The sequence below is a fragment of the Mycobacterium sp. MAA66 genome, from assembly GCF_041261665.1.
Lineage (GTDB): Bacteria > Actinomycetota > Actinomycetes > Mycobacteriales > Mycobacteriaceae > Mycobacterium.
The window spans coordinates 76483-96975 of record NZ_JBGCCC010000013.1; the positions used below are offsets into that span (position 1 = coordinate 76483).

16 protein-coding genes are annotated in these 20493 nt (G+C 65.8%); 8 read left to right on the plus strand and 8 right to left on the minus strand.

From position 1 onward, the window contains the following. Positions 1-65 precede the first annotated feature (65 nt). From sfnG to purH, 5 genes are all read left to right on the plus strand, one after another. Positions 66-1199, plus strand: a complete 1134-nt coding sequence (sfnG, locus tag ABIA30_RS25235) for a dimethylsulfone monooxygenase SfnG (RefSeq protein ID WP_370070529.1) — start codon at positions 66-68, stop codon at positions 1197-1199. 127 nt (positions 1200-1326) lie between these two features. Next, positions 1327-2265 (plus strand): DUF5336 domain-containing protein, encoded by a 939-nt coding sequence (locus tag ABIA30_RS25240; RefSeq protein WP_370070531.1) that lies wholly within the window; start codon positions 1327-1329, stop codon positions 2263-2265. A 61-nt stretch (positions 2266-2326) separates the two neighbouring features. Beyond that, positions 2327-3976 carry a DUF6350 family protein gene (locus tag ABIA30_RS25245; protein ID WP_370070533.1) on the plus strand — a complete coding sequence of 550 codons (1650 nt, stop codon included), beginning with the start codon at positions 2327-2329 and terminating at the stop codon, positions 3974-3976. A 10-nt stretch (positions 3977-3986) separates the two neighbouring features. Then, positions 3987-4637: a phosphoribosylglycinamide formyltransferase gene (gene purN / locus ABIA30_RS25250; protein WP_370070535.1), complete on the plus strand. Its 651-nt coding sequence runs from the start codon at positions 3987-3989 to the stop codon at positions 4635-4637. A 24-nt stretch (positions 4638-4661) separates the two neighbouring features. Next, positions 4662-6227, plus strand: coding sequence for a bifunctional phosphoribosylaminoimidazolecarboxamide formyltransferase/IMP cyclohydrolase (purH, locus tag ABIA30_RS25255; protein ID WP_370070537.1), 1566 nt, complete (start codon positions 4662-4664; stop codon positions 6225-6227). Between the two features lie 118 nt (positions 6228-6345). Here the strand turns inward: purH and ABIA30_RS25260 are convergent, their stop codons facing one another. Further along, positions 6346-7809, minus strand: a complete 1464-nt coding sequence (locus ABIA30_RS25260; RefSeq protein ID WP_370070539.1) for a malate:quinone oxidoreductase — start codon at positions 7807-7809, stop codon at positions 6346-6348. A gap of 84 nt (positions 7810-7893) precedes the next feature. Here ABIA30_RS25260 and ABIA30_RS25265 point away from each other — a divergent pair, with 84 nt between their 5' ends. Continuing rightward, complete coding sequence (locus tag ABIA30_RS25265; protein WP_370070541.1) at positions 7894-8778, plus strand: LysR family transcriptional regulator; 885 nt, start codon at positions 7894-7896, stop codon at positions 8776-8778. A 1-nt stretch (position 8779) separates the two neighbouring features. Here the strand turns inward: ABIA30_RS25265 and ABIA30_RS25270 are convergent, their stop codons facing one another. After that, entirely contained in the window at positions 8780-9793 is a 1014-nt protein-coding gene (locus ABIA30_RS25270; protein WP_370070543.1) for an alpha/beta hydrolase, read from the minus strand. Positions 9794-9869: 76 nt separating this feature from the next. Here ABIA30_RS25270 and ABIA30_RS25275 point away from each other — a divergent pair, with 76 nt between their 5' ends. Beyond that, positions 9870-11252 (plus strand): sigma 54-interacting transcriptional regulator, encoded by a 1383-nt coding sequence (locus ABIA30_RS25275; protein ID WP_370070545.1) that lies wholly within the window; start codon positions 9870-9872, stop codon positions 11250-11252. Further along, positions 11252-13219, plus strand: a complete 1968-nt coding sequence (locus ABIA30_RS25280; protein ID WP_370070547.1) for a VWA domain-containing protein — start codon at positions 11252-11254, stop codon at positions 13217-13219. The genes ABIA30_RS25275 and ABIA30_RS25280 overlap by 1 nt, the downstream gene beginning before the upstream one ends. Positions 13220-13264: 45 nt before the next feature. Here ABIA30_RS25280 and ABIA30_RS25285 read toward each other — a convergent pair whose 3' ends face one another. The 6 genes from ABIA30_RS25285 to ABIA30_RS25310 form a co-directional block, all read right to left on the minus strand. Then, on the minus strand, positions 13265-14485 hold the full coding sequence (locus tag ABIA30_RS25285; RefSeq protein WP_370070549.1) for a DUF1501 domain-containing protein: 1221 nt from the start codon (positions 14483-14485) through the stop codon (positions 13265-13267). 9 nt (positions 14486-14494) lie between these two features. Further along, complete coding sequence (locus ABIA30_RS25290; protein WP_370070551.1) at positions 14495-15805, minus strand: DUF1800 domain-containing protein; 1311 nt, start codon at positions 15803-15805, stop codon at positions 14495-14497. 62 nt (positions 15806-15867) lie between these two features. Then, on the minus strand, positions 15868-16461 hold the full coding sequence (locus ABIA30_RS25295; protein WP_370070553.1) for a DUF1707 domain-containing protein: 594 nt from the start codon (positions 16459-16461) through the stop codon (positions 15868-15870). An 89-nt stretch (positions 16462-16550) separates the two neighbouring features. Further along, the gene (locus ABIA30_RS25300; RefSeq protein WP_370070555.1) at positions 16551-17318 is read right to left on the minus strand and encodes an enoyl-CoA hydratase family protein; all 768 of its coding nucleotides are present in this window, start codon (positions 17316-17318) and stop codon (positions 16551-16553) included. Beyond that, positions 17318-18475, minus strand: coding sequence for an acyl-CoA dehydrogenase family protein (locus ABIA30_RS25305; RefSeq protein WP_370070557.1), 1158 nt, complete (start codon positions 18473-18475; stop codon positions 17318-17320). The genes ABIA30_RS25300 and ABIA30_RS25305 overlap by 1 nt, the downstream gene beginning before the upstream one ends. A gap of 2 nt (positions 18476-18477) precedes the next feature. Then, the gene (locus tag ABIA30_RS25310) at positions 18478-20436 is read right to left on the minus strand and encodes a biotin carboxylase N-terminal domain-containing protein (RefSeq protein WP_370070559.1); all 1959 of its coding nucleotides are present in this window, start codon (positions 20434-20436) and stop codon (positions 18478-18480) included. Positions 20437-20493 lie beyond the last annotated feature (57 nt).

Consider the following 20493-nt stretch of genomic DNA (forward strand, 5'->3'; position numbering starts at 1 on the left):
GGAGATAAGTTCATCGCGAACGTTACCCGCGACGGCCCTGCCCGCAATTGCTGACATACACACCCATGACGACCGAACGCATCGCCGACCACGTCAAGTTTGCCTACTGGGTGCCCAACGTCAGCGGCGGCTTGGTAACCAGTGACATCGAGCAGCGCACCGACTGGAACTACGAATACAACAAGAAGCTCGCCCAGACCGCCGAGAACAACGGGTTCGAGTATGCCCTCACCCAAGTTCGCTACGAGGCCAGCTATGGCGCCGAATTCCAGCACGAGTCAACGAGTTTCAGCCTTGCGCTGTTACTTGCCACGCAAAAGCTCAAGGTCATCGCGGCCGTGCACCCCGGCTTGTGGCAGCCCGCGGTGCTGGCCAAACTCGGCGCCACGGCGGACCACCTGTCGAATGGCCGGTTCGCGGTCAATGTCGTCTCCGGGTGGTTCAAGGACGAGTTCACCCACCTGGGCGAACCTTGGCTGGAGCACGACGAGAGGTACCGCCGCAGCGCTGAGTTCCTCCAGGTCTTGCGCGAGCTTTGGACGAACGACGATCCGCTGGAATTCCGCGGTGACTTTTACCGAATCCACGACTTCACCCTCAAGCCCAAGCCGCTCAACACCGCCGACCGGCCAAACCCGGAACTGTTCCAAGGCGGCAACTCCAGCGCGGCCCGTCGCAACGGCGGGCTCTACTCGGACTGGTACTTCTCCAACGGCAAGGATTTCGACGGAGTCACCGAACAGCTGGTCGAAGTTCGCGACCATGCCCGCCAAGCGTCTCGTGAGGTGAGTTTCGGCCTCAACGGATTCATCATCGCCAGGGATACGGAGAAGGAAGCGAAGGAGACGCTGCGCGAGATCGTGGCGAAGGCCAACCGGCCGGCCGTCGATGGCTTCCGCCAAGCCGTGCAGCAGGCCGGCAACTCCACAGCCGACAACAAGGGCATGTGGGCCGACTCGAACTTCGATGACCTGGTGCAGTACAACGACGGTTTTCGGACCAAGTTGATCGGAACCCCAGAGCAGATCGCCGAACGCATTGCGGTGTACCGCAAACGGGGCGTCGACCTGATCCTCGGCGGCTTCCTGCATTTTCAGGAAGAGATCGAATACTTCGGTTCGAAGGTGCTGCCGCTGGTGCGCGAGATCGAGGAATCGGATCAGGTCGCCGCCGACGGGCCGGTGTCGATCTCGGCATGACCGAGACACAAGTTTGCTGGCGACAGGCTGGCCGGGCTTGGGTGTGGGTGGCCACATGTTTGGTGCCGGAAGCTCACGGCGTGGTGCGCTAGCGTGGTTGGTCGAGTCAACCAGAACAGGAGAGGTCATGACCTACCCGCCAGGTGGCCCCGGCTATCCCCCTCAACCTCAGCCGAACCCGTACAACGCGCCGAGCCCGCAATATGGCCGCGCGCCCGAGCGGATCCCCGCGGCTCCGGCCGCTCCGGCTGCGCCGAGCAACCTGCCGAAGCTGCTGACTGCCGCGGTGTCGGTGCTCGGTCTGCTGGTTTTCGGATTCAGTTTTGCCGATCCATTCGGCCTCGCGGATTCCTACAGTGGCGGCGTCCCACGTGAGCTCATGTCGCAGTTGGCGGGCCAGCGGGGGATCTTGACGTTCCTGCCGGCCATTGCGGCGGTGGCTGCATCCCTGCTCGCCGGTGTGGACCTGCTGCCCAAGCAGAAGAACCTCAAGGCATGGACCGCGATCCTGTCGGTGCTCGGCCTGCTGCTGGCGATCGTCGAGATCGCTCAGGTGAAAGACGGCGTCGAGATCAAGTGGGGCCTTTACTGCGTGCTGGCGTTCTCGGTGCTGCAGGCCGGTGCGGCGGTGGCGGCGTTGCTGTTGGACGCCGGAGTGATCCAGCCGCCGGCGCCCAAGCCGCAGATTGATCCCTACGCCTACGGTGCACCTGGTCAGTACTACGGTCAGCCGCCGCTCGGTGGTCCGCAGCAGGCGCCTCTACACACGCAGCAGCCTCCGCAGGTCCGGCCGGACTACGGCCAGCAGTACGGCCAGCCAGGTGGATACCCCCAGCCCGGTTCGCTCTCCGGTGGTTACGCAACCGGACGGCCGCAGCAGGCGCCGACCGACGAGTCGTCTCCGGTTACTCCGGCGACTGGATTCTCGGCGTTCGGCCAGACCCCGAATTCCGCGCCGTCCGCAGGCCCGGAATCCGGATATCCGGGGGCTTCTGGTGTTTCCGACGCCACGCAGTCGTTCCATCAGCAGCAAGCTCCGCAGCAATCGGACTCGGCCTCGTCATAATCTTTCTCGGCCCTCCTGCGATCCGCGTGGGAGCGAGGCCGTGCGAGGAGTGACCTAGCCCGTGGACAACCGGCCCGTCGGTACGCGCCAGGCACGCGACCTGCTCAGGGTGGCGTTTGCGCCGTCGATCATCGCGTTGGCGGTCATCGCGGCCCTGACACTGCTGCAGCTTGTCATCGCAGGCAGCGATATGACCGGCGCATTCGGCGCGATGGCCAGCATGTGGCTCGGCGTGCACGGTGTGCCGGTTTCCATCAGCGGTGCAGAGCTGGGGGTGATGCCCCTGGTTCCGCTGCTGGCCATGGTCTGGGGCACCGCCCGCGTCACCGCGGTGGCAACCGGACCGCGTACGTCATGGTTCGTGGTGCGATGGATCGTGGCGTCCGCGCTCGGCGGGCCGTTGTTGATCGCAGCGATCTCGTTGGCGGTTGTCCACGACGCGTCGTCGGTGCTGACGCAGCTGCAGACGCCCAACGCGCTCCACGCTTTCGGCAATGTCCTGCTGGTGCACGCGCTGGGTGCGGCGATCGGAGTGGCGTCGCAGACCCGCGGCCGGCTGTTGCGCGACGCCCGGCTGCCCTACTGGCTACCCGAGTCGTTCCGTGCCGCGGCTGCCGGGGTGTTGGCGCTACTGGGCCTGTCCGGTGTGATCGCGGCCTGCTCGATGGTCGTGCACTGGGCCACCATGCACGACCTGTTCGCCATCACGGATTCGTTGTTCGGGCAGCTCAGCCTGGCCCTGTTGTCGATGCTGTACATCCCCAATGTGTTGGTGGGCACGGCCGCGGTGGCGGTCGGTTCCAACGCGCACATCGGGTTGGCGACCTTCAGCTCCTTCACAGTCCTCGGTGGCGACATCCCCGCGCTCCCGGTGCTGGCTGCGGTCCCGTCCCCGCCGCTCGGTCCGGTCTGGGTCGCGCTGCTGATCATCGCTGCGGCGTCGGCCGTCGCGGTCGGCCAGCAGTGCGCGCGGCGGCCCGCTCCGCTACCGATCGCTGCGGCCAAGCTTGCGGTGGCCTCGTTCCTGGCGGCAGTGCTGATGGCACTGCTGGGCTATCTCGGCGGCGGCCGGCTGGGCAACTTCGGCGACGTAGGAGTCGACCAGCAGACGTTCGGACCCGGGGTGTTCCTGTGGTTCATCTCGATCGGTGGTCTGACAGTGGTGATGTCAGGCGGGTTGGCCCGGCGGGTGCGCCCGGTTTCCGCCGGCCCAGCTCCGGAACCCGATGCCGCCGGCGAACTGGACGACGTCGACGACTTCGATGACGAGCCCGACACGGTGGTGCTGTCGGGCGAGGAACCGCAGTCCCCGTTCGACGACCCATCGGACATCGACGACGATTCGCACTTCACGGGTGGACCGGCCTTCGAGTCGGTGACGCCTTCCGAGTCGGAGCCGGAGTTGGAAGTTGAACCCGACTCCGAACCGCGCAGCCAGCCGAAATCCCGGTGGCGTCGTAAGCCCAAGTCAGCTCCGCCCCCGGATTCCCAGCCGATTGCGCAGCGTCGCCGCGAACCCGAGCCGGCGCCGGCGCCGGAGGAGGCCTATCACGCAGTCTCGATGGATCACATCGGCGAACCCGTCGCATTCGACCCCGACGAGGATCCGGAAGCGCATTTTGTCGCCGACGGAGACGGGGAAGGGCACTTCGTGGTCGGCGATGACCCGGGATTGCCCCCGCAGCGGCCGACCAGCGGTGAGGCCGATTAGGCTGCATCGCGTGCAGCAACCGATCCGAGTGCCCCCGTGTGCGCCGGCTCGGCTCGTGGTTCTGGCCTCGGGGACGGGTTCGTTGTTGCAGTCGGTGCTCAGCGCCGCGACTGGCGACTACCCGGCCCGCGTGGTTGCGGTAGGAACCGATCGGGACTGCGCCGCCGTGGACATCGCGACGGCAGCCGGCTTACCGGTCTTCACCGCCCGGTTGCGCGAGCACGCCGACCGCGCATCCTGGGACGCCGCGCTGACCGCGGCCACCGCAGCCCACCAGCCCGATCTGGTGGTGTCCGCGGGCTTCATGAAAATTCTTGGACCGGAGTTTCTTTCCCGCTTCTGTGGCCGGGTGCTCAACACGCACCCGGCGCTGCTGCCGGCTTTCCCCGGCGCGCATGCGGTGCCCGACGCTCTGGACTACGGGGTGCGGGTGACCGGCAGCACTGTGCATCTGGTGGATGCCGGCACCGATACCGGACCGATCCTCGCGCAGGAGGCGGTGCCGGTGCTCGACGGCGACGACGAAGAGTCGCTGCATGAACGGATCAAGGTCGTCGAACGACGGCTGTTGGTGGACGTGATCGCCGAGGTAGCCACCCGCGGTGTGACCTGGACCGGACAGAAGGCGGCCATAGGGTGCCGCGCACGTGAGGAGCAATAGGATGACGCGGACGCGAGGAGTGAGATGACCGGAGATACCCGACGACCAATTCGTCGCGCGCTGATCAGCGTGTACGACAAGACCGGTCTGACCGAGCTGGCCCGCGGGCTGCATGACGCCGGGGTGACCCTGGTGTCGACCGGCTCGACTGCGAAAACCATTGCTGCAGAGGGTATCCCGGTCACGCCGGTGGAAGAGGTCACCGGCTTTCCGGAGGTGCTCGACGGCCGGGTCAAGACGCTGCACCCGCGCGTGCACGCCGGCCTGTTGGCCGACACCCGCAAGGCCGAGCACCTGGCCGCGCTGACTGAGCTGGGGGTCGAGGCCTTCGAATTGGTCGTGGTGAACCTCTACCCGTTCAGCGAGACGGTGGATTCCGGGGCCACCGAGGACGAGTGCGTCGAGCAGATCGACATCGGCGGCCCCTCGATGGTGCGGGCTGCGGCCAAGAACCACCCGAGCGTCGCCGTCGTGGTGGATCCGCTGGGCTACGACGGAGTGCTGGCCGCGGTACGCGCCGGCGGTTTCACTTTGGCAGAGCGAAAGAAGCTGGCGTCGTTGGCTTTCCGGCACACCGCCGAGTACGACGTGGCGGTGGCGTCCTGGATGGGTTCGGTGCTCGCGCCCGAGGAGGGCGTGACGTTCCCGGCGTGGATGGGTGCCACGTGGCGTCGCGCCGACGTGCTGCGCTACGGCGAGAACCCGCACCAGCAAGCCGCGCTCTATCGTGACGACGCCGGCTGGCCCGGCCTGGCCCAGGCCGAGCAGTTGCACGGAAAAGAGATGTCCTACAACAACTTCACCGATGCCGATGCCGCGTGGCGGGCCGCGTTCGACCACGAGGACATCTGTGTGGCGATCATCAAGCACGCCAACCCGTGTGGCATCGCGGTGTCGTCGATTTCCGTCGCCGACGCGCACCGCAAGGCGCACGCGTCCGATCCGCTCAGCGCGTTCGGCGGGGTGATCGCAACCAACACCGCGGTCACCGAGGAGATGGCCGAGACCGTCGCCGACATCTTCACCGAAGTCATCGTTGCTCCGGCCTTCGAGCCGGGTGCTGTGGAAGTCTTGAGCCGTAAGAAGAACATTCGCATCCTGGTGGCCTCCGAACCTCAGGTCGGCGGCACCGAGTTCCGGCAGATCAGTGGCGGCATGCTGGTGCAGCAGCGCGACGCCCTCGATGCCGCCGGCGACGACCCGGCCAACTGGACCCTGGCCACCGGATCGCCGGCCGACCCCGAGACCTTGGCCGACCTGGTGTTCGCCTGGCGAGCCTGCCGCGCGGTGAAGTCGAATGCCATCGTCGTCGCCACCGGCGGTGCGACCGTCGGTGTTGGCATGGGCCAGGTGAACCGGGTCGACGCGGCACGGTTGGCGGTTGAGCGCGGTGGTGACCGCGTCCAGGGTGCCGTCGCGGCGTCGGATGCGTTCTTCCCGTTCCCGGATGGGTTGCAGACGCTGACCAACGCCGGAGTGAAAGCCATTGTGCACCCGGGTGGTTCGGTGCGTGATGACGAGGTGACCGCCGCTGCGGCCGCCGCGGGCATCACCCTGTACCTGACGGGAGCCCGGCACTTCGCCCACTAGACCTTTGAGGCCCAAACGGACACTTGGGTCGCAAGGCGCGAGTAAAAACGGCTCGAACATCGATCTCGGCGGCGCCCTCTGGTTGGGGTGCCGCCGAGTGACGTTTGGGCGCGTGGCGCTAGAGATTCAGCGCGGTAGCGGTCTGGTTGAGACTGGAGATCACCGTGGTGCGGTCCCAGTGCGGGACTGCCTGTCCCGGAATCGCGGCGTCCAACTCTGCGTTCCAGGCTGCCGCCCACTCTTCGGGGTAGCACCGTTGCAACAGATCCAGCATGATCGGCACGGCAGTCGACGCGCCAGGTGAGGCGCCCAGGAGGCCGGCGATGGTGCCGTCGGCCGAGGTGACCAGCTCGGTGCCGGACCGTAGGGCGCCGATGCGCTCGGCGTCCGGGGTGACCAGCTGGGCCCGTTGTCCGGCCGGGATCAACTCCCAGTCCCGCGGATCGGCGTCGGGGTAATAGCGTTGCAGTGCAGCAATTTTGCCGCGCAGCGGGGTCAGCAGCTCAGTGATCAGATACCGCACCAGTGGCAGGCTCTGGGCCGCTGCAGCGGCGAGTACGTGCAGGTTGTGCCACCGCAGCGTGGTGAAAAAGTCGGTGAGCCTGCCGCCCTTGAGCAGCTTGGTGCTGAACGTCGCATATGGGCCGAACATCAGGTAGTCGGTGCCGTCCACGATGCGTTTGTCCAAGTGCGGCACCGACATCGGCGGTGCGCCGATCGGTGCTTGGCCGTACACCTTGGCTCCGTGTCGGGCCACGACGTCGGGACGCGAACAACGTAGGAAGGCTGCGCCGACCGGCAGCACACCGTAGCCCCGCACCTCCGGAATGCCGGCCCGCTGCAGCAGGCGCAATGCGTAGCCGCCCGCGCCGACGAAGACCCGCCGTGCGCGCAGCTGAAATCTGTTGTGTGAGCGGGTGCATCGGCCGTGGACCACCCAGGTGCCGTCTACTTCCTGACGGAGCGCCCGCACGTCGTGACCGAGCAGCACCGTACCGCCCTGGGAGGTGATGATTTCGGTGAGCCCGCGAGTCAACGCGCCGAAGTCGACATCGGTACCGCCGGGGTGGCGGGTCGCTGCGACTGGCTCATCCGGGTTGCGGCCGGCCATCACCAGCGGCGCCCATCTGGCGATTGTTGCGGGGTCGTCGCTGTACTCCAGTTCACTGAACAATGGTTCGGCGCTCAGGGTTTCGAAGCGTCGGCGCAGGTACGCGACGTCCCGGTCGCCGAACACCACGTCCATGTGTGGGGTGCTGTGAACGAAAGTCGATGCGTCGAGCAGACCCAGTTCGACCAGATGTGCCCACCACTGCCGGGACAGGTGGAACTGCCGGGAGATCGACATGGGTGGCGAACCGTCCGAGGGGTCCGGCATGTAGTTCAGTTCGCAGTAGCCGGCGTGCCCGGTGCCGGCGTTGTTCCACGGGTCGCTGCTCTCGGTTGCAATATCAGATGCTCTCTCGACCAATAGAATTCGCCACCGTGGCTGCAGCGTGCTCAGCATGGCGCCGAGGGTGGCCGACATGATGCCGCCACCGATCAACAAGACGTCGGCGATGTCCGGTTCGTGGGTATTCATGGTGACTCCTCGTCTCGATGTCTCCAGCATCGCCCCGGATCATTCAATCCGTCCAATGAATGTCCTGGCCATTACCATCCATATATGGATCAGTGGATGAGTCAGCTCGCACCGCAGCTGCGTGCACTGGATGAGCTGGCTGCACACGGTGGGCATATGACTCGTGCCGCGGACAGCCTGGGTATTCCGCAGTCGTCGATGAGCCGCCGCATCCATGCGTTGGAAAAAGCACTCGGCGTGCGACTGATCACCCAGGACGGGCGCGCAGTGCGGCTCACCCCGGCCGCGGTCAAACTGGCCGAGCAGACCCGGCGACCACTTCGTGAGCTGGAAGCGGCCATCGACACGGTGGCCGGTGAGGCCGATCCCGACCATGGCACCGTGCGGTTCGGCTTTCCGCTGACCATGGGTGCCGGTGTGGTTCCCGGCCTGATCGCCGAATTCCATCGGCGGACACCCGGAATCCGGTTGGAGATCAAGCAGGCGCACGGCAGCGAGCTTGCTGCCGACTTGAAGGCTGGGACGCTGGATGTGGCGGTGGTGATCCCACCACCCGATGACGTTGAGCACGCCGTCATCGGGACCCAGCAGATACGCGCTGTCCTGCCCACTGGCCATCCGCTGGCGGCGCGCCGACGCTTGCGTCTGGACGACCTGCGGGGCGAGACATTCATCGCCAATCCGGCCAGCTATCACTTGCGCCAGATCACCGAAAACTGGTGCAGTGATTCGGGATTCGTGCCCCATGTACCCGTGGAGATCACCGATTTCTCAACCATCCGCGAACTCGTCGGCCGCGGTATGGGCATTGCTCTGCTGCCCCATGATGAACATACGTCGCGACGCGTTCGGGAGATCCCTTTGACCCCCAACACCTATCGGCGCGAGATTGCGCTGGCGTGGGCGCAGACCGCGGTGACTCCGGCCAGCCGGAGGCTGCTGAAGTTCTTTCGGCAGAACTTCAGTTGATTCAGGCGCTGGCCTCGTCGCTGGCCGCAGTGGTCACGTACGAGATGAACGAGACGATCTCCGCGACCGCCTTCTGGGCGTCTGGGTTGATGTCGAAACTCAGCTGGAACATGTGCATCGCCTTGTCCCACACCTGAACCCACACGGGGATGCCGGCGGCGCGCAACTCGTCGGCAAGCCGGAAAGAGTCGTTCCGCAGCATCTCGTTGTTGCCGACCTGAAGCAGGAACGGGCCCAGGCCGTGCAGCTCTGCCTCGGGCGGCATGACCGGAACTGTACGAGTGCCGTTGACCGTGGCGAACACGTCGTAGATGTACTTCACCGCCATGAACGGGAACAGCACGTCGCGGTGCTCGAGCATGGCGTTGTATTTGAGGTTCATGTCCGAGGACGTCAGAGCGGAGAGCAGCACCTGCCCGGCGGGCACCGGAAGACCCGCGTCTCTGGCGGCCAGTGCCGTGTCGGCTGCCATCAGGCCGCCGGCGGAGTCCCCGGCGACCACAACGTTCTTCGCGTCCACTCCAGAGCTCAGAACCAGCCGGTACGCGTCCAGGCCGTCGGCGACGGCCTCTTCGATGCCGGCCTGCGGGGCCAATCGGTAACCGACGTTCAGAACCCGCGCGCCCGTGTCGGCCGACAGCTTGCTGGCCCAGCGCCGGTGCGAGTTCAGGCCGAGGGTGATGAGCGCCGAACCGTGGAAGTACACGATCACTTGCTCGGAATCGCGAGCCGACGGTGCGACGATCCACTCAGCCGGACAGTTGGGCAGTGCTATCTCAGTGATCTCGGTCCCGGGCAGTGGTCGAAACACCCGCATCGGTCGGTCGATGAGGTCGTAGCGGCCGCGTTGGACCAGTTCCGGACGGAATCGGTTCACCACGATTCCTAACAGCGTGAGCAGGGCGATCACCGGGCGCACGAATACGGCGGTCAGTCCGCCGAGCAATCGGCTCTGCCACGCTGCGGGGCCGAATTCGATGTCGGTGGGGCGTTGCGCCCAATCTAGCGAATTCACGGTACCGAGGGTACCGGGTAGTGGTCGCTTACCCAAGGGGCTGCCAGCGAGGTCACACCGTCGTAGCGTGGAGGTCGTGACGTCACCTAACGATCTCCCACGCACCCTCGGCGAACTGAAGGCCTCCGGCCACCGCGAGCGGGGCGTCAAGACCGAGATTCGGGAGAACCTGCTGGCAGCGCTGGCCGAGGGCCGTGATGTCTGGCCAGGCATCTTCGGCTTCGAGGACACGGTGCTGCCGCAGCTCGAGCGTGCGCTGATCGCTGGGCACGACGTGGTGCTGCTCGGTGAGCGTGGGCAGGGCAAGACCCGGCTGTTGCGCGGCCTGGCCGGCCTGCTGGACGAATGGACGCCCATCATCGAGGGCTCAGAGCTGGGCGAGCACCCGTACAGCCCGATCACCCCGGAGTCGATCCGGCGAGTGGCCGAATCCGGTGAGGATCTGCCGGTCACATGGAAGCACCGCAGCGAGCGCTACACCGAAAAGCTGGCCACCCCGGACACCAGCGTCGCCGATCTGGTCGGCGACATCGACCCGATCAAGGTGGCCGAAGGCCGCAGCCTGGGCGACCCGGAGACCATCGCCTATGGCCTGATCCCGCGGGCACACCGCGGCGTGGTGGCGATCAACGAGCTGCCCGACCTCGCCGAGCGCATCCAGGTGGCGATGCTCAATGTGATGGAGGAGCGCGACATCCAGGTCCGCGGATACACCCTGCGACTGCCACTGGACGTTCTGGTGGTGGCCAGTGCAAACCCCGAGGACTACACCAACCGCGGGCGGATCATCACACCGCTGAAAGACCGCTTCGGTGCCGAGATCCGCACCCACTACCCGCTGGAGTTGGACGCCGAGGTCGACGTCATCAAGCAGGAGGCCCATCTGGCCGCCGAGGTTCCCGAGTACCTGTTGCAGATTCTGGCCCGCTTTGCCCGGTACCTGCGCGAGTCACAGTCGATCGACCAACGGTCCGGCGTGTCGGCGCGTTTCGCCATCGCGGCCGCCGAGACGGTGGGCGCGGCCGCTCAGCACCGCTCGGCCATTCTGGGCGAGCAGGACCCCGTCGCCCGAGTCGTTGATCTGCAGACCATCATCGGCGTGCTACGCGGAAAGCTGGAATTCGAATCCGGAGAGGAAGGCCGCGAGCAGGCGGTGCTGGAGCATCTGCTGCGCCGCGCCACCGCCGACACCGCGCAGCGGCTGCTCGGTGGCATCGACGTCGCGCCGTTGGTCGCTGCGGTGGAAGGGGATTCGCCGGTGACGACGGGGGAGCGGGTTTCGGCCAAAGACGTGCTGGCGGCGCTGCCCGACCTGCCGGTGGTCGAAGCAATCGTAGATCGGTTGGGCGCTACGACGGATGGCGAGCGGGCCGCGGCGGTCGAATTGGCCTTGGAGGCACTGTATCTGGCCAAGCGGATCGACAAGACGTCCGGCGAAGGCGAAACGGTTTACGGCTGATGAGCAAGCAGGTCTCGCGGTATACGCGTTACACCGGTGGCCCGGACCCCCTGGCGCCGCCGATCGATCTGCGCGACGCTCTGGAGCAGATCGGCCGCGAGGTGATGGAGGGGGCCTCGCCGCGGCGAGCATTGTCGGAGTTGTTGCGCCGCGGTACGCAGAACATGCGCGGCGCCGACCGGCTGGCCGCCGAAGCCAACCGGCGACGTCGAGAGCTGTTGCAGCAGAACAATCTTGACGGTACCTTGCAGGAAATCAAGAAGCTGCTCGACGAGGCAGTGCTGGCCGAGCGCAAGGAGCTCGCCCGTGCGCTCGACGATGATGCCCGGTTCGGCGAACTGCAGTTGGAGTCTTTGTCGCCATCGCCGGCCAAGGCCGTGCAGGAGCTGTCCGAATACGACTGGCGATCACCGGAGGCCCAGCAGAAGTACGAGCAGATCAAGGATCTGCTCGGACGGGAGATGCTCGACCAGCGTTTCGCCGGCATGAAGGAGGCGCTGCAGAACGCCACCGACGAAGATCGCCAAGCCGTCAACGAGATGCTCGACGACCTGAACAACCTGCTGGACAAGCACGCCAAAGGTGAAGACACCCAGCAGGATTTTCAGGACTTCATGGCCAAGCACGGCCAGTATTTCCCGGAGAATCCGCAGAACATCGATGAGTTGTTGGACTCGTTGGCAAAGCGGGCCGCGGCCGCGCAGCGGTTCCGTAACAGTCTGTCCGCCGATCAGCGTGCAGAGTTGGATGCGTTGGCACAGCAGGCATTCGGATCGCCATCGTTGGTCAACGCGTTGGGCCGACTCGATCAGCATCTGCAGGCCGCCAGGCCCGGCGAGGACTGGGGCGGTGAGCAGAATTTCACGGGTAACAACCCGCTGGGTATGGGTGAGGCTGCCCGAGCGCTGGAGGACGTCGCCGAGCTGGAGCAGCTGGCCGAACAACTTTCGCAGAGTTACGCCGGCGCCCAGATGGACGATGTCGATCTGGACATGTTGGCCCGGCAGTTGGGCGACGAAGCCGCGGTGGATGCACGCAGTCTGGCCGAATTGGAACGCGCACTCATGAACCAGGGTTTCATGGACCGAGGCTCGGACGGTCGATGGCGATTGTCGCCCAAGGCCATGCGCCAGCTCGGACAGGCCGCGCTACGCGATGTGGCACAACAACTCTCCGGTCGGCACGGCGAGCGTGACACCCGTCGGGCGGGTGCCGCGGGTGAGTTGACCGGCGCCACGCGGCCCTGGCAGTTCGGCGATACCGAACCGTGGAACGTCACGCGTACGTTGACCAATACCGTGCTGCGGCAGGCGGGTACGGATGTCGACGGGCCACTACGAATCAGCGTCGACGACGTGGAGATCTCCGAGACCGAGACCCGGACCCAGGCCGTGGTGGCCTTGCTGGTGGACACCTCGTTCTCCATGGTGATGGAAAACCGCTGGTTGCCGATGAAGCGCACCGCGCTGGCCCTGCATCATCTGATCAGCACCCGATTCCGCTCGGATGCCTTGCAGATCATCGCCTTTGGTCGACATGCCCGAACCGTCAGTGCGGCGGAGCTGACCGGGTTGGAAGGCGTTTACGAGCAGGGCACCAATCTGCATCACGCGTTGTTGCTGGCTGCGCGGCACCTACGTCGCCATCCGAATGCGCAGCCGGTGATCCTGGTGGTCACCGATGGTGAGCCGACCGCGCATCTGGAGCAGTACCGCGACGGCGCCGAGACGTTCTTCGATTACCCGCCGCATCCGCGGACCATCGCGTTCACGGTGCGCGGCTTCGACGAGGTTGCGCGAATGGGCGCACAGATCACCATCTTTCGGTTGGGTAGTGATCCGGGTTTGGCGCGGTTCATCGACCAGGTCGCGCGGCGGGTCGAGGGCCGGGTGGTGGTGCCCGAGTTGGATGGACTCGGCGCTGCGGTGGTCGGCGACTACCTGCGCTCCCGCCGGCGCCGGCGCTAGCACTTCCCACCTTTCTGCGCCGCCGCGGGCGCTCACGGCAAGAGGCTAGGCGGAGAGAAAGCCGATGTCTTTCTGGCCGGTCCCGATGACAGGGCCGGGATCGGTGCCGAGGGTCCGGGTCAGCACCTCGTGGTAGACGTCGCGAAAATCGCTGGTGACCTTGAGATCTCCGTTATCCAGATCGGTCAGCGACGGCTCGTCACCGTAGAACCCTCCGCGCACCGCCGCACCGGCGATGAACATCGGCCCGGCCGTGCCGTGGTCGGTGCCTTGGGACGCATTGGCGTGCACCCGCCGGCCGAATTCCGAATAGGCCATCAGCACAACATTTTTCCCGTACGGATCGTCGGCCATCTGGTTCACGAAGCTGGTGACCGCGGAGTCGAACTTACCCAGCAATCGCTGCTGGGTATCACGCTCGTCGGCGTGGGTGTCGAAGCCGCCGAGGCTCACTGTGTAGACCCGCGTCGGCACACCGGCTTTGATGCAGTGGGCCACTACGTCGAGTTGATCGGCCAGCTCGTTGCCGGCCTTCTTGCTCTGGTGAGCGGCCTTCACCGTATGCGGGTGCTGAGTTGCCGGTTGCAGGGCCCTGTCGGCCGTTTGTGCTGCTCGGTAGGAATCGCGGACCATCGCCATCGCCGGGGTGTCCTGCCGATCGGCAACACCCAGTGCGTTGACGGTGTTGGCGAACGACTTGATGGTGTTGTCACCTCCCACCGAAAGGGCTGCGGCTGTGCACTTCTCGCCGATGGCCAGCGGAGGCAGGACGGTGCCGATATTCACGGCGCGCAACGGGTCGTCGCCGGTCGCGTCGAGCCAGCGGCCGATCCAACCGGTCGACACCGGTTCGGCGGGGGAGGCCGTCTGCCAGATGTCCATGGAACGGAAATGGCTGTGGTCGGGCTTCGGATAGCCGACGCCGCGAACGATGGCCAACTGACCGGAATGCCAAATTCCCGCCAGGCCGGACATACCCGGGTTCAAGCCCAATTGCCCGTCCAGATGTAGTACATCCGATGCGGCGTAAGACAATTCGGGACGTGCCTGATGGTAGGCCGGGTCGGCATAGGGGACCACCGTGTTGATCCCGTCATTACCGCCGTACAGCGTCACCAGCACCAAGATGCCGGATCCGGCGGCCAGCGGCCGTTCCCGCGCGGTACCCATGAGTTCGGGCAGCGTGAACGCGCCTCCCGCCAGAAGTCCGGCGGCGGTCAGCCCGGCGCTGGCGAACAGAAACCTGCGTCGATTCATCTCGGCCATCGCGTCCCCCTAAGACGTCAGGTTCTCCGGGGTGTTGGCTGCTGCCGCGACCAACTCCGGTGGACGATTGATCAAGGGTCGCAACGCCGCAGCGCTCTGGTCGGTCCACGACCCGATGCCCAGTAGATAGCCGGCCGCGTCGATGCGGTCCGTTGGTGTGGCTTCGGAAACCGTAGACACATCGCCTTTGCGGGCGAGCACAGTGGCCGCACGCAGACGAACCCCGGCGCTGGCCGTGGACAGCCACGCCTGGCCGCGTGGCCAGCCGCCCACATCAGGTGGGTAAAAGGGTTGCTGGCCCAGTGTTTTCAAAGTCTTGACGACCAATGATGAGTTCGCCTTGGTGTCCATCGGCACCCGCAGCGCGCGGACCAGTCCGACGGTCCATTCGACCGGCGTATTCACGAGAGAGGATGGTTGGGACGCGAATTCCGGATCGGTCAGGATCGCCGACGTCAGCGCTTTCAGGTCGTGACCGTCGCCGTAGGCCCCCACCAGTCTGGACAGCGCGTCGGTCGACGGCGGATTGTCGGAAGCGAGTTGCTGCCATAGGCGCCCCGCGACATAGGCGCGCGACTCGGGCCGGGCCAGCACAGCGTCACAAAAGGACGCGGCGTCGAGGTCGCCGGTGACGCCGAGTACCGACTTGTCCCCGACATCATGACGTTTCGCCACCATGTCGGCCTGACCGTTCTTGGCGATCACCCAACCCGTCAGTGCCCGGGCGCCCTCGCGGACATCGGTTTCGGTGTAGCCGTTGCCATGTCCCAGTGCGAACAGTTCCATGAACTCGCGGGACAGATTCTCGTTGGCGGCCTTCTTGGTGTTCTGCTGGCCGTCGAGCCACCGCAGCGTCGCCGGATCGGTGAGCATGGCGTAGGCCAGTGCACGGAAATCACCCAGGGCTCCGGCCCGCAACTTCTGGTTCTGTTCACCCATCAAGGTGGCCTGACGAACCTTCGCCGCCGAAGTGGCGAAGTGGTTGTGCCACAGCAGGGTCAACTTCTCGTGGAGCGGCTGCTGTACTGCGACCATCCGGTTGAGCCACCAGGTGGACAGTTCGGTCAGTTGGTTGGTCAGTTCGGCCTGGTAGGCCTTGCGGGTAGCGGTGGCGGCGCCCTTGCCGGGCGCGACGGGTGCCACGAACACCGGCATCGGGGTGGCCTGACTGCCCGGGTCGGAGCCGGGATCGGCATTCAACGCAGCGGTCAGTTGATCGGGCTTGTCGACCGCAGCGTCGACGGCTGATCCGGTGGTGCCAAATCCGGTGCGGCGCAACAACCGTGCAGTCGCCTGCCACTGTGGTGATTGCGTCGCCATGACGTCATGGTCGAGGGCGAACTTAAGTAGACGCTGTACGTAGCCTCTGCAGAAGGCAACAGTTATTCCGCGTCAGGCCGCTTGCGCTTCTTGCGCTTGATGCCGACGCTGCCCCACAGGGAAAAGCCGCGAATGGTCACGTGCGGTGCGCCCGGCGTGCCCAGCTCGTCACCGGGGTGATCAAAGGCGCCCATCACTCCGACGCCGTGGACATTCACGTTGACCTCGGGCGGCAGCAGGATGGTCTGCCCGCCGAAGATCGAATACGAATGGATCTCCACCTCCGGAGAAGTGAAATCGGCGTAGCGCAGGTCGATGACACCGCCGCCGAACAATGCGAACGCGGTCAACCGTTTGGGGATGTTCCACCGGCCACGGCGTTCGAAACCACTCATGATGGCCAGCAACAGTGTCGACGGCGCCGGGTGTTCTTTTCCATCGGTGCGGCACAGCGCGGTCGCTGTGTACGGCAGGTCGGAACTGAGCCTCGACAGGTCGTCGTAGGTTTCGGCCGAGTAGGCCTTGGCCAGCCGGTCTTCGTACTCCGCCATCGGGAGCCGCCCCTGAGCTGCGGCATCGCTGAGCAGATGTGCGACCTGAATACGATCGGTGTCTGCGGCGCGTATCCGATCACCACGCGAACCTGGGGTGCTCATCACGACGAGCCTACGACTCTGGTCACAACATGCAAGGCAGTTGACACAAGTGTGGTCGCCCCGATGTCAGCCACCCGGCAGGATCTTCGTCACGTAGTCCAATTGGGCGGGCGCTTCTGCAGAAACGCCATCATCCCCTCGCGAGCCTCGCCGGAGACGAACAGAGCGGCCGACTGCGCGGCCAATGCGTCGCCGTGCCGGTCGAGTCCATCGAGGATGCCGGCCGTGGTCAGGGCCTTGGACATTCGCAATCCTTGGGGTGAGCCCTTGGCGATCTCGGCGGCCAGCGCCGTCACGGTGGCCGGCACGTCGTCGGTGGCCACGGTGACCAGCCCGATGCGTTCGGCTTCTGCGGCGTCGAACTTCTCTCCGGTGACGAAGTAGCGGCCGGCCGAGCGGGCCGTCATCTTCGGCAGCAGGGTCAGCGAGATGATCGACGGGGCCACGCCGATCCGAGCCTCGGTCAGGGCGAAGGTGCTGGCCGAGCCGGCAACCACCAGGTCACACGCACCGATCAGACCCATACCGCCGGCCCGCACGTGGCCGTCGACCGCTCCGATCACCGGGACCGGCAGTTCCAGGATCGAGCGCAGTATCTGCGTCATCTCCCGCGCCCGGAACTCCGCGAGCTCACCCGGATCGCGGCCCGCTGCCTCCGAAAGATCGGCGCCGGCGCAGAACGTGCCGCCGGTGTGCCCGAGCACCACCAACCGCACCGCCGGGTCTGCTGCGGCGTCTGCCAAGTGCTGACTCAGCTGCTCGGCCAACGCGGTCGATATCGCGTTGCGGTTGTGTGGCGAGTCCAGCGTCAGGCGGGCGACGCCGGACTCGACGGAGTACTGAACCAGCGTCGTCATCAGTACGACCGCGGCAGGCCCAGCGAGGTCTGCGCCACGAAGTTCAGAACCATCTCTCGGCTGACCGGGGCGATGCGGGCCAGCCGGGACGCGGTGACGGCTGCGGCGATGCCGTACTCCTTGGTCAGACCATTGCCACCGAGGCATTGCACGGCCTGATCGACGGCGCGCACCGAGGCTTCACCTGCGGCGTACTTGGCCATGTTGGCCGCTTCGGCAGCGCCGCCGTCGTCGCCGGCGTCGTACAGCGTCGCGGCCTTCTGCATCATCAGCTTGGCCAGCTCGACCTCGATGTGGACCTGTGCCAGCGGGTGCGACAGACCTTGGTGTGAACCGATCGGCACCTTCCAGACCTGGCGGGTCTTGACGTACTCGGCCGCCGTGCGGATCGCCAAACGTCCGGTACCGACCGCCATGGCCGCGCCGATGATCCGCTCGGGGTTCAGCCCGGCGAACAGCTGCGCGATCGCCGCATCTTCGGAACCGACCAGAGCATCGCCCGGCACCCGCACCTCGTCCAGGAAAACCTGGAACTGGCTTTCCGGGCTGATGATCTCCATCTCGATCTTGGTCCAGGTCAAGCCCTTGGCATCGGTGGGCACCACGAACAGTGCAGGCTTGAGGTTGCCGGTCTTGTGGTCCTCGGTGCGCCCGACCACCAGGACCGCGTCGGCCTGGTCGATGCCCGAGATGAACACCTTCTGCCCGGAGATGATCCAATCGCTGCCGTCGCGGCGAGCGGTGGTGGTGATCCGGTGGCTGTTGGAGCCGGCGTCGGGTTCGGTGATGGCGAACGCCATGGTGATGGAGCCGTCGGCAAGCCCCGGAACCCAGCGCTGCTTCTGCTCGTCGGTGCCGTATTTGGAGATGATGGTGCCGTTGATGGCCGATGAGACCACCATCATCAGCAGCGGAGAACCGGCGGCTGCCATCTCTTCCATGACCAGGCTCAGCTCGTACATGCCTGCCCCGCCACCGCCGTACTCCTCGGGCATGTTCACCCCGAGGAAGCCGAGCTTGCCTGCCTCGGCCCACAATTCGTCGGTGTGCTGCCCGGAGCGGGCCTTTTCCAGGAAGTAGTCCTGGCCGTAATTGGCGGCCATTGCGGCCACCGCCTCGCGCAGCGCCTGCTGTTCTTCGGTTTCGACGAAAGACATGGTCATTCTCCTTCTGGTGCTTCGACAAGTGCCAGGACAGCGCCGACGTCGACCTGTTGACCTGGTTGGACGTTCAATTCGGTGAGCACACCGGCATTCGGTGCGGCGATGGTGTGTTCCATCTTCATGGCTTCCAGCCAGATCAGCGGCTGCCCGGCGGTGACGGAATCGCCCACTGCGGCACCGACCCGCACCACTGATCCGGGCATCGGGGCCAGCAGCGAACCCGCGGCGACAGCGGCGTCCGGATCGGGGAAGCGCGGTGTGGCCACGAGATGTGTTGAGCCGAGCGGGGAATCGACGAAAATGTCATCGCCGTACCGGGCTACCTCGAACCGCCGGTCGACGCCGCTGATGGTCAACACCACCAGCTGTGGTGACGTAGACCCGACGGTGACATCGGCGTGGTCGGGAAGCTCGACGCCTGCCCGGGTGAACCGGTATCGCACCACCTGATCTTGTCCGGCCGCGTCCTGGTAGGTCCGGCTTTGATAGTGCGCCGCCAGATTACGCCAGCCGCTGGGCGCGGGACCGAAAGCCTTTGCGGTGCATCGGTTGTGCGCGGCATCGGCGAGGGCGGCCGCGACCACGGCCAGGTCGCCGTCGGAGCTGGTCGGGGAGGCCAGCTCGGCCAGACCGTGGGTGTCGAAGAACGCGGTATCGGTATCACCGGCCACGAACGCTGGATGGCGGAGCACATTGACCAACAGGTCACGGTTGGTGCGGATACCGTGAATCTTGGTGCGAGACAACGAGTCGGCCAGGACGGCCGCCGCGCGCTCGCGGGTGGGTGCGAACGAGATCACCTTGGCCAGCATCGGATCGTAGAACACCGACACCACCGAACCGTCCACGATGCCGCTGTCGACTCGGGTGCCCACGCCGCCGAGCAGCGCGAACTCGGTTCGGGTACCGGGAACCTCGAATCGGTGGATCGCGCCGGCCTGCGGCTGCCAGTTTTTCCCCGGGTCCTCGGCGTACAGCCGAGCCTCGATGGAATGACCACGGGTGGCAGGTGGTTCGGGGTCGAGGTACTGACCGTCGGCCATGTCCAGCTGCAGTGCGACCAGATCGAGGCCGGTGGTCTCCTCGGTGACCGGGTGCTCGACCTGCAGGCGGGTGTTCATCTCCAGGAAGAAGAAATCACCCTTGCTGTCCGACATGAACTCAACGGTGCCTGCGCCGACGTAGCCGATCGCAGAAGCGGCCAGGCGTGCGGCCTCGAACAGTTTGTCCCGCATGCCCTCGGTGCGCTGCACCAGGGGTGAGGGTGCCTCTTCGACGACCTTCTGATGACGGCGTTGGATCGAGCATTCCCGCTCGCCGACCGCCCACACCGTGCCGTGCTGATCGGCCATCACCTGGACCTCGATGTGGTGTCCACTGGCCAGATAGCGTTCGCAGAATACGGTGGGGTCGCCGAACGCGGATTGCGCTTCACGCTGCGCGGCTGCGACTTCGGTCGGCAGCGCGGACAATTCGCGCACAATGCGCATACCGCGCCCGCCGCCGCCGGCGGAAGCCTTGATCAGCACGGGCAGCTGGTCAGCGGTCACGGTGTCTGGATTCAACTCGGCCAGCACCGGCACGCCCGCGGCGGCCATCAGCTTCTTGGCTTCGATCTTGGAACCCATCGCTTGCACGGCCTTGACCGGAGGGCCGATCCAGGTCAGGCCGGCGTCCTGCACCGCTGCGGCGAAATCCGGGTTCTCGGAAAGGAATCCGTAGCCCGGGTGGATGGCATCGGCGCCGGAGGCTCGCGCGGCTGCGATCACTTGCGCAGCGTCGAGATAGCCGTTGCGGCCCTCCAACCGGACGCTGGTGTCAGCCTCGGACACGTGCGGTGAGTCTGCGTCGGGGTCGGTGAACACCGCGACGGTGCCGATGCCGAGCCGACGGCAGGTGGTGAACACCCGGCGGGCGATCTCGCCGCGGTTGGCCACCAGAACTCTCGTGATCATTTTTCCTCCGGCCGAACGTGAGCTTGTGTTCGACATTTCACCGAAAACTCGTGCACA

What these genes read in the sequence shown, in the direction of transcription:
- ABIA30_RS25305 (WP_370070557.1), bottom strand. Translation starts at nt 18,475, where the DNA reads ATGTCTTTCGTCGAAACCGAAGAACAGCAGGCGCTGCGCGAGGCGGTG.
- ABIA30_RS25295 (WP_370070553.1), bottom strand. Translation starts at nt 16,461, where the DNA reads ATGAGCACCCCAGGTTCGCGTGGTGATCGGATACGCGCCGCAGACACC.
- ABIA30_RS25290 (WP_370070551.1), bottom strand. Translation starts at nt 15,805, where the DNA reads ATGGCGACGCAATCACCACAGTGGCAGGCGACTGCACGGTTGTTGCGC.
- ABIA30_RS25265 (WP_370070541.1), top strand. Translation starts at nt 7,894, where the DNA reads ATGGATCAGTGGATGAGTCAGCTCGCACCGCAGCTGCGTGCACTGGAT.
- ABIA30_RS25260 (WP_370070539.1), bottom strand. Translation starts at nt 7,809, where the DNA reads ATGAATACCCACGAACCGGACATCGCCGACGTCTTGTTGATCGGTGGC.
- ABIA30_RS25285 (WP_370070549.1), bottom strand. Translation starts at nt 14,485, where the DNA reads ATGGCCGAGATGAATCGACGCAGGTTTCTGTTCGCCAGCGCCGGGCTG.
- ABIA30_RS25310 (WP_370070559.1), bottom strand. Translation starts at nt 20,436, where the DNA reads ATGATCACGAGAGTTCTGGTGGCCAACCGCGGCGAGATCGCCCGCCGG.
- sfnG (WP_370070529.1), top strand. Translation starts at nt 66, where the DNA reads ATGACGACCGAACGCATCGCCGACCACGTCAAGTTTGCCTACTGGGTG.
- ABIA30_RS25300 (WP_370070555.1), bottom strand. Translation starts at nt 17,318, where the DNA reads ATGACGACGCTGGTTCAGTACTCCGTCGAGTCCGGCGTCGCCCGCCTG.
- ABIA30_RS25280 (WP_370070547.1), top strand. Translation starts at nt 11,252, where the DNA reads ATGAGCAAGCAGGTCTCGCGGTATACGCGTTACACCGGTGGCCCGGAC.
- purH (WP_370070537.1), top strand. Translation starts at nt 4,662, where the DNA reads ATGACCGGAGATACCCGACGACCAATTCGTCGCGCGCTGATCAGCGTG.
- ABIA30_RS25240 (WP_370070531.1), top strand. Translation starts at nt 1,327, where the DNA reads ATGACCTACCCGCCAGGTGGCCCCGGCTATCCCCCTCAACCTCAGCCG.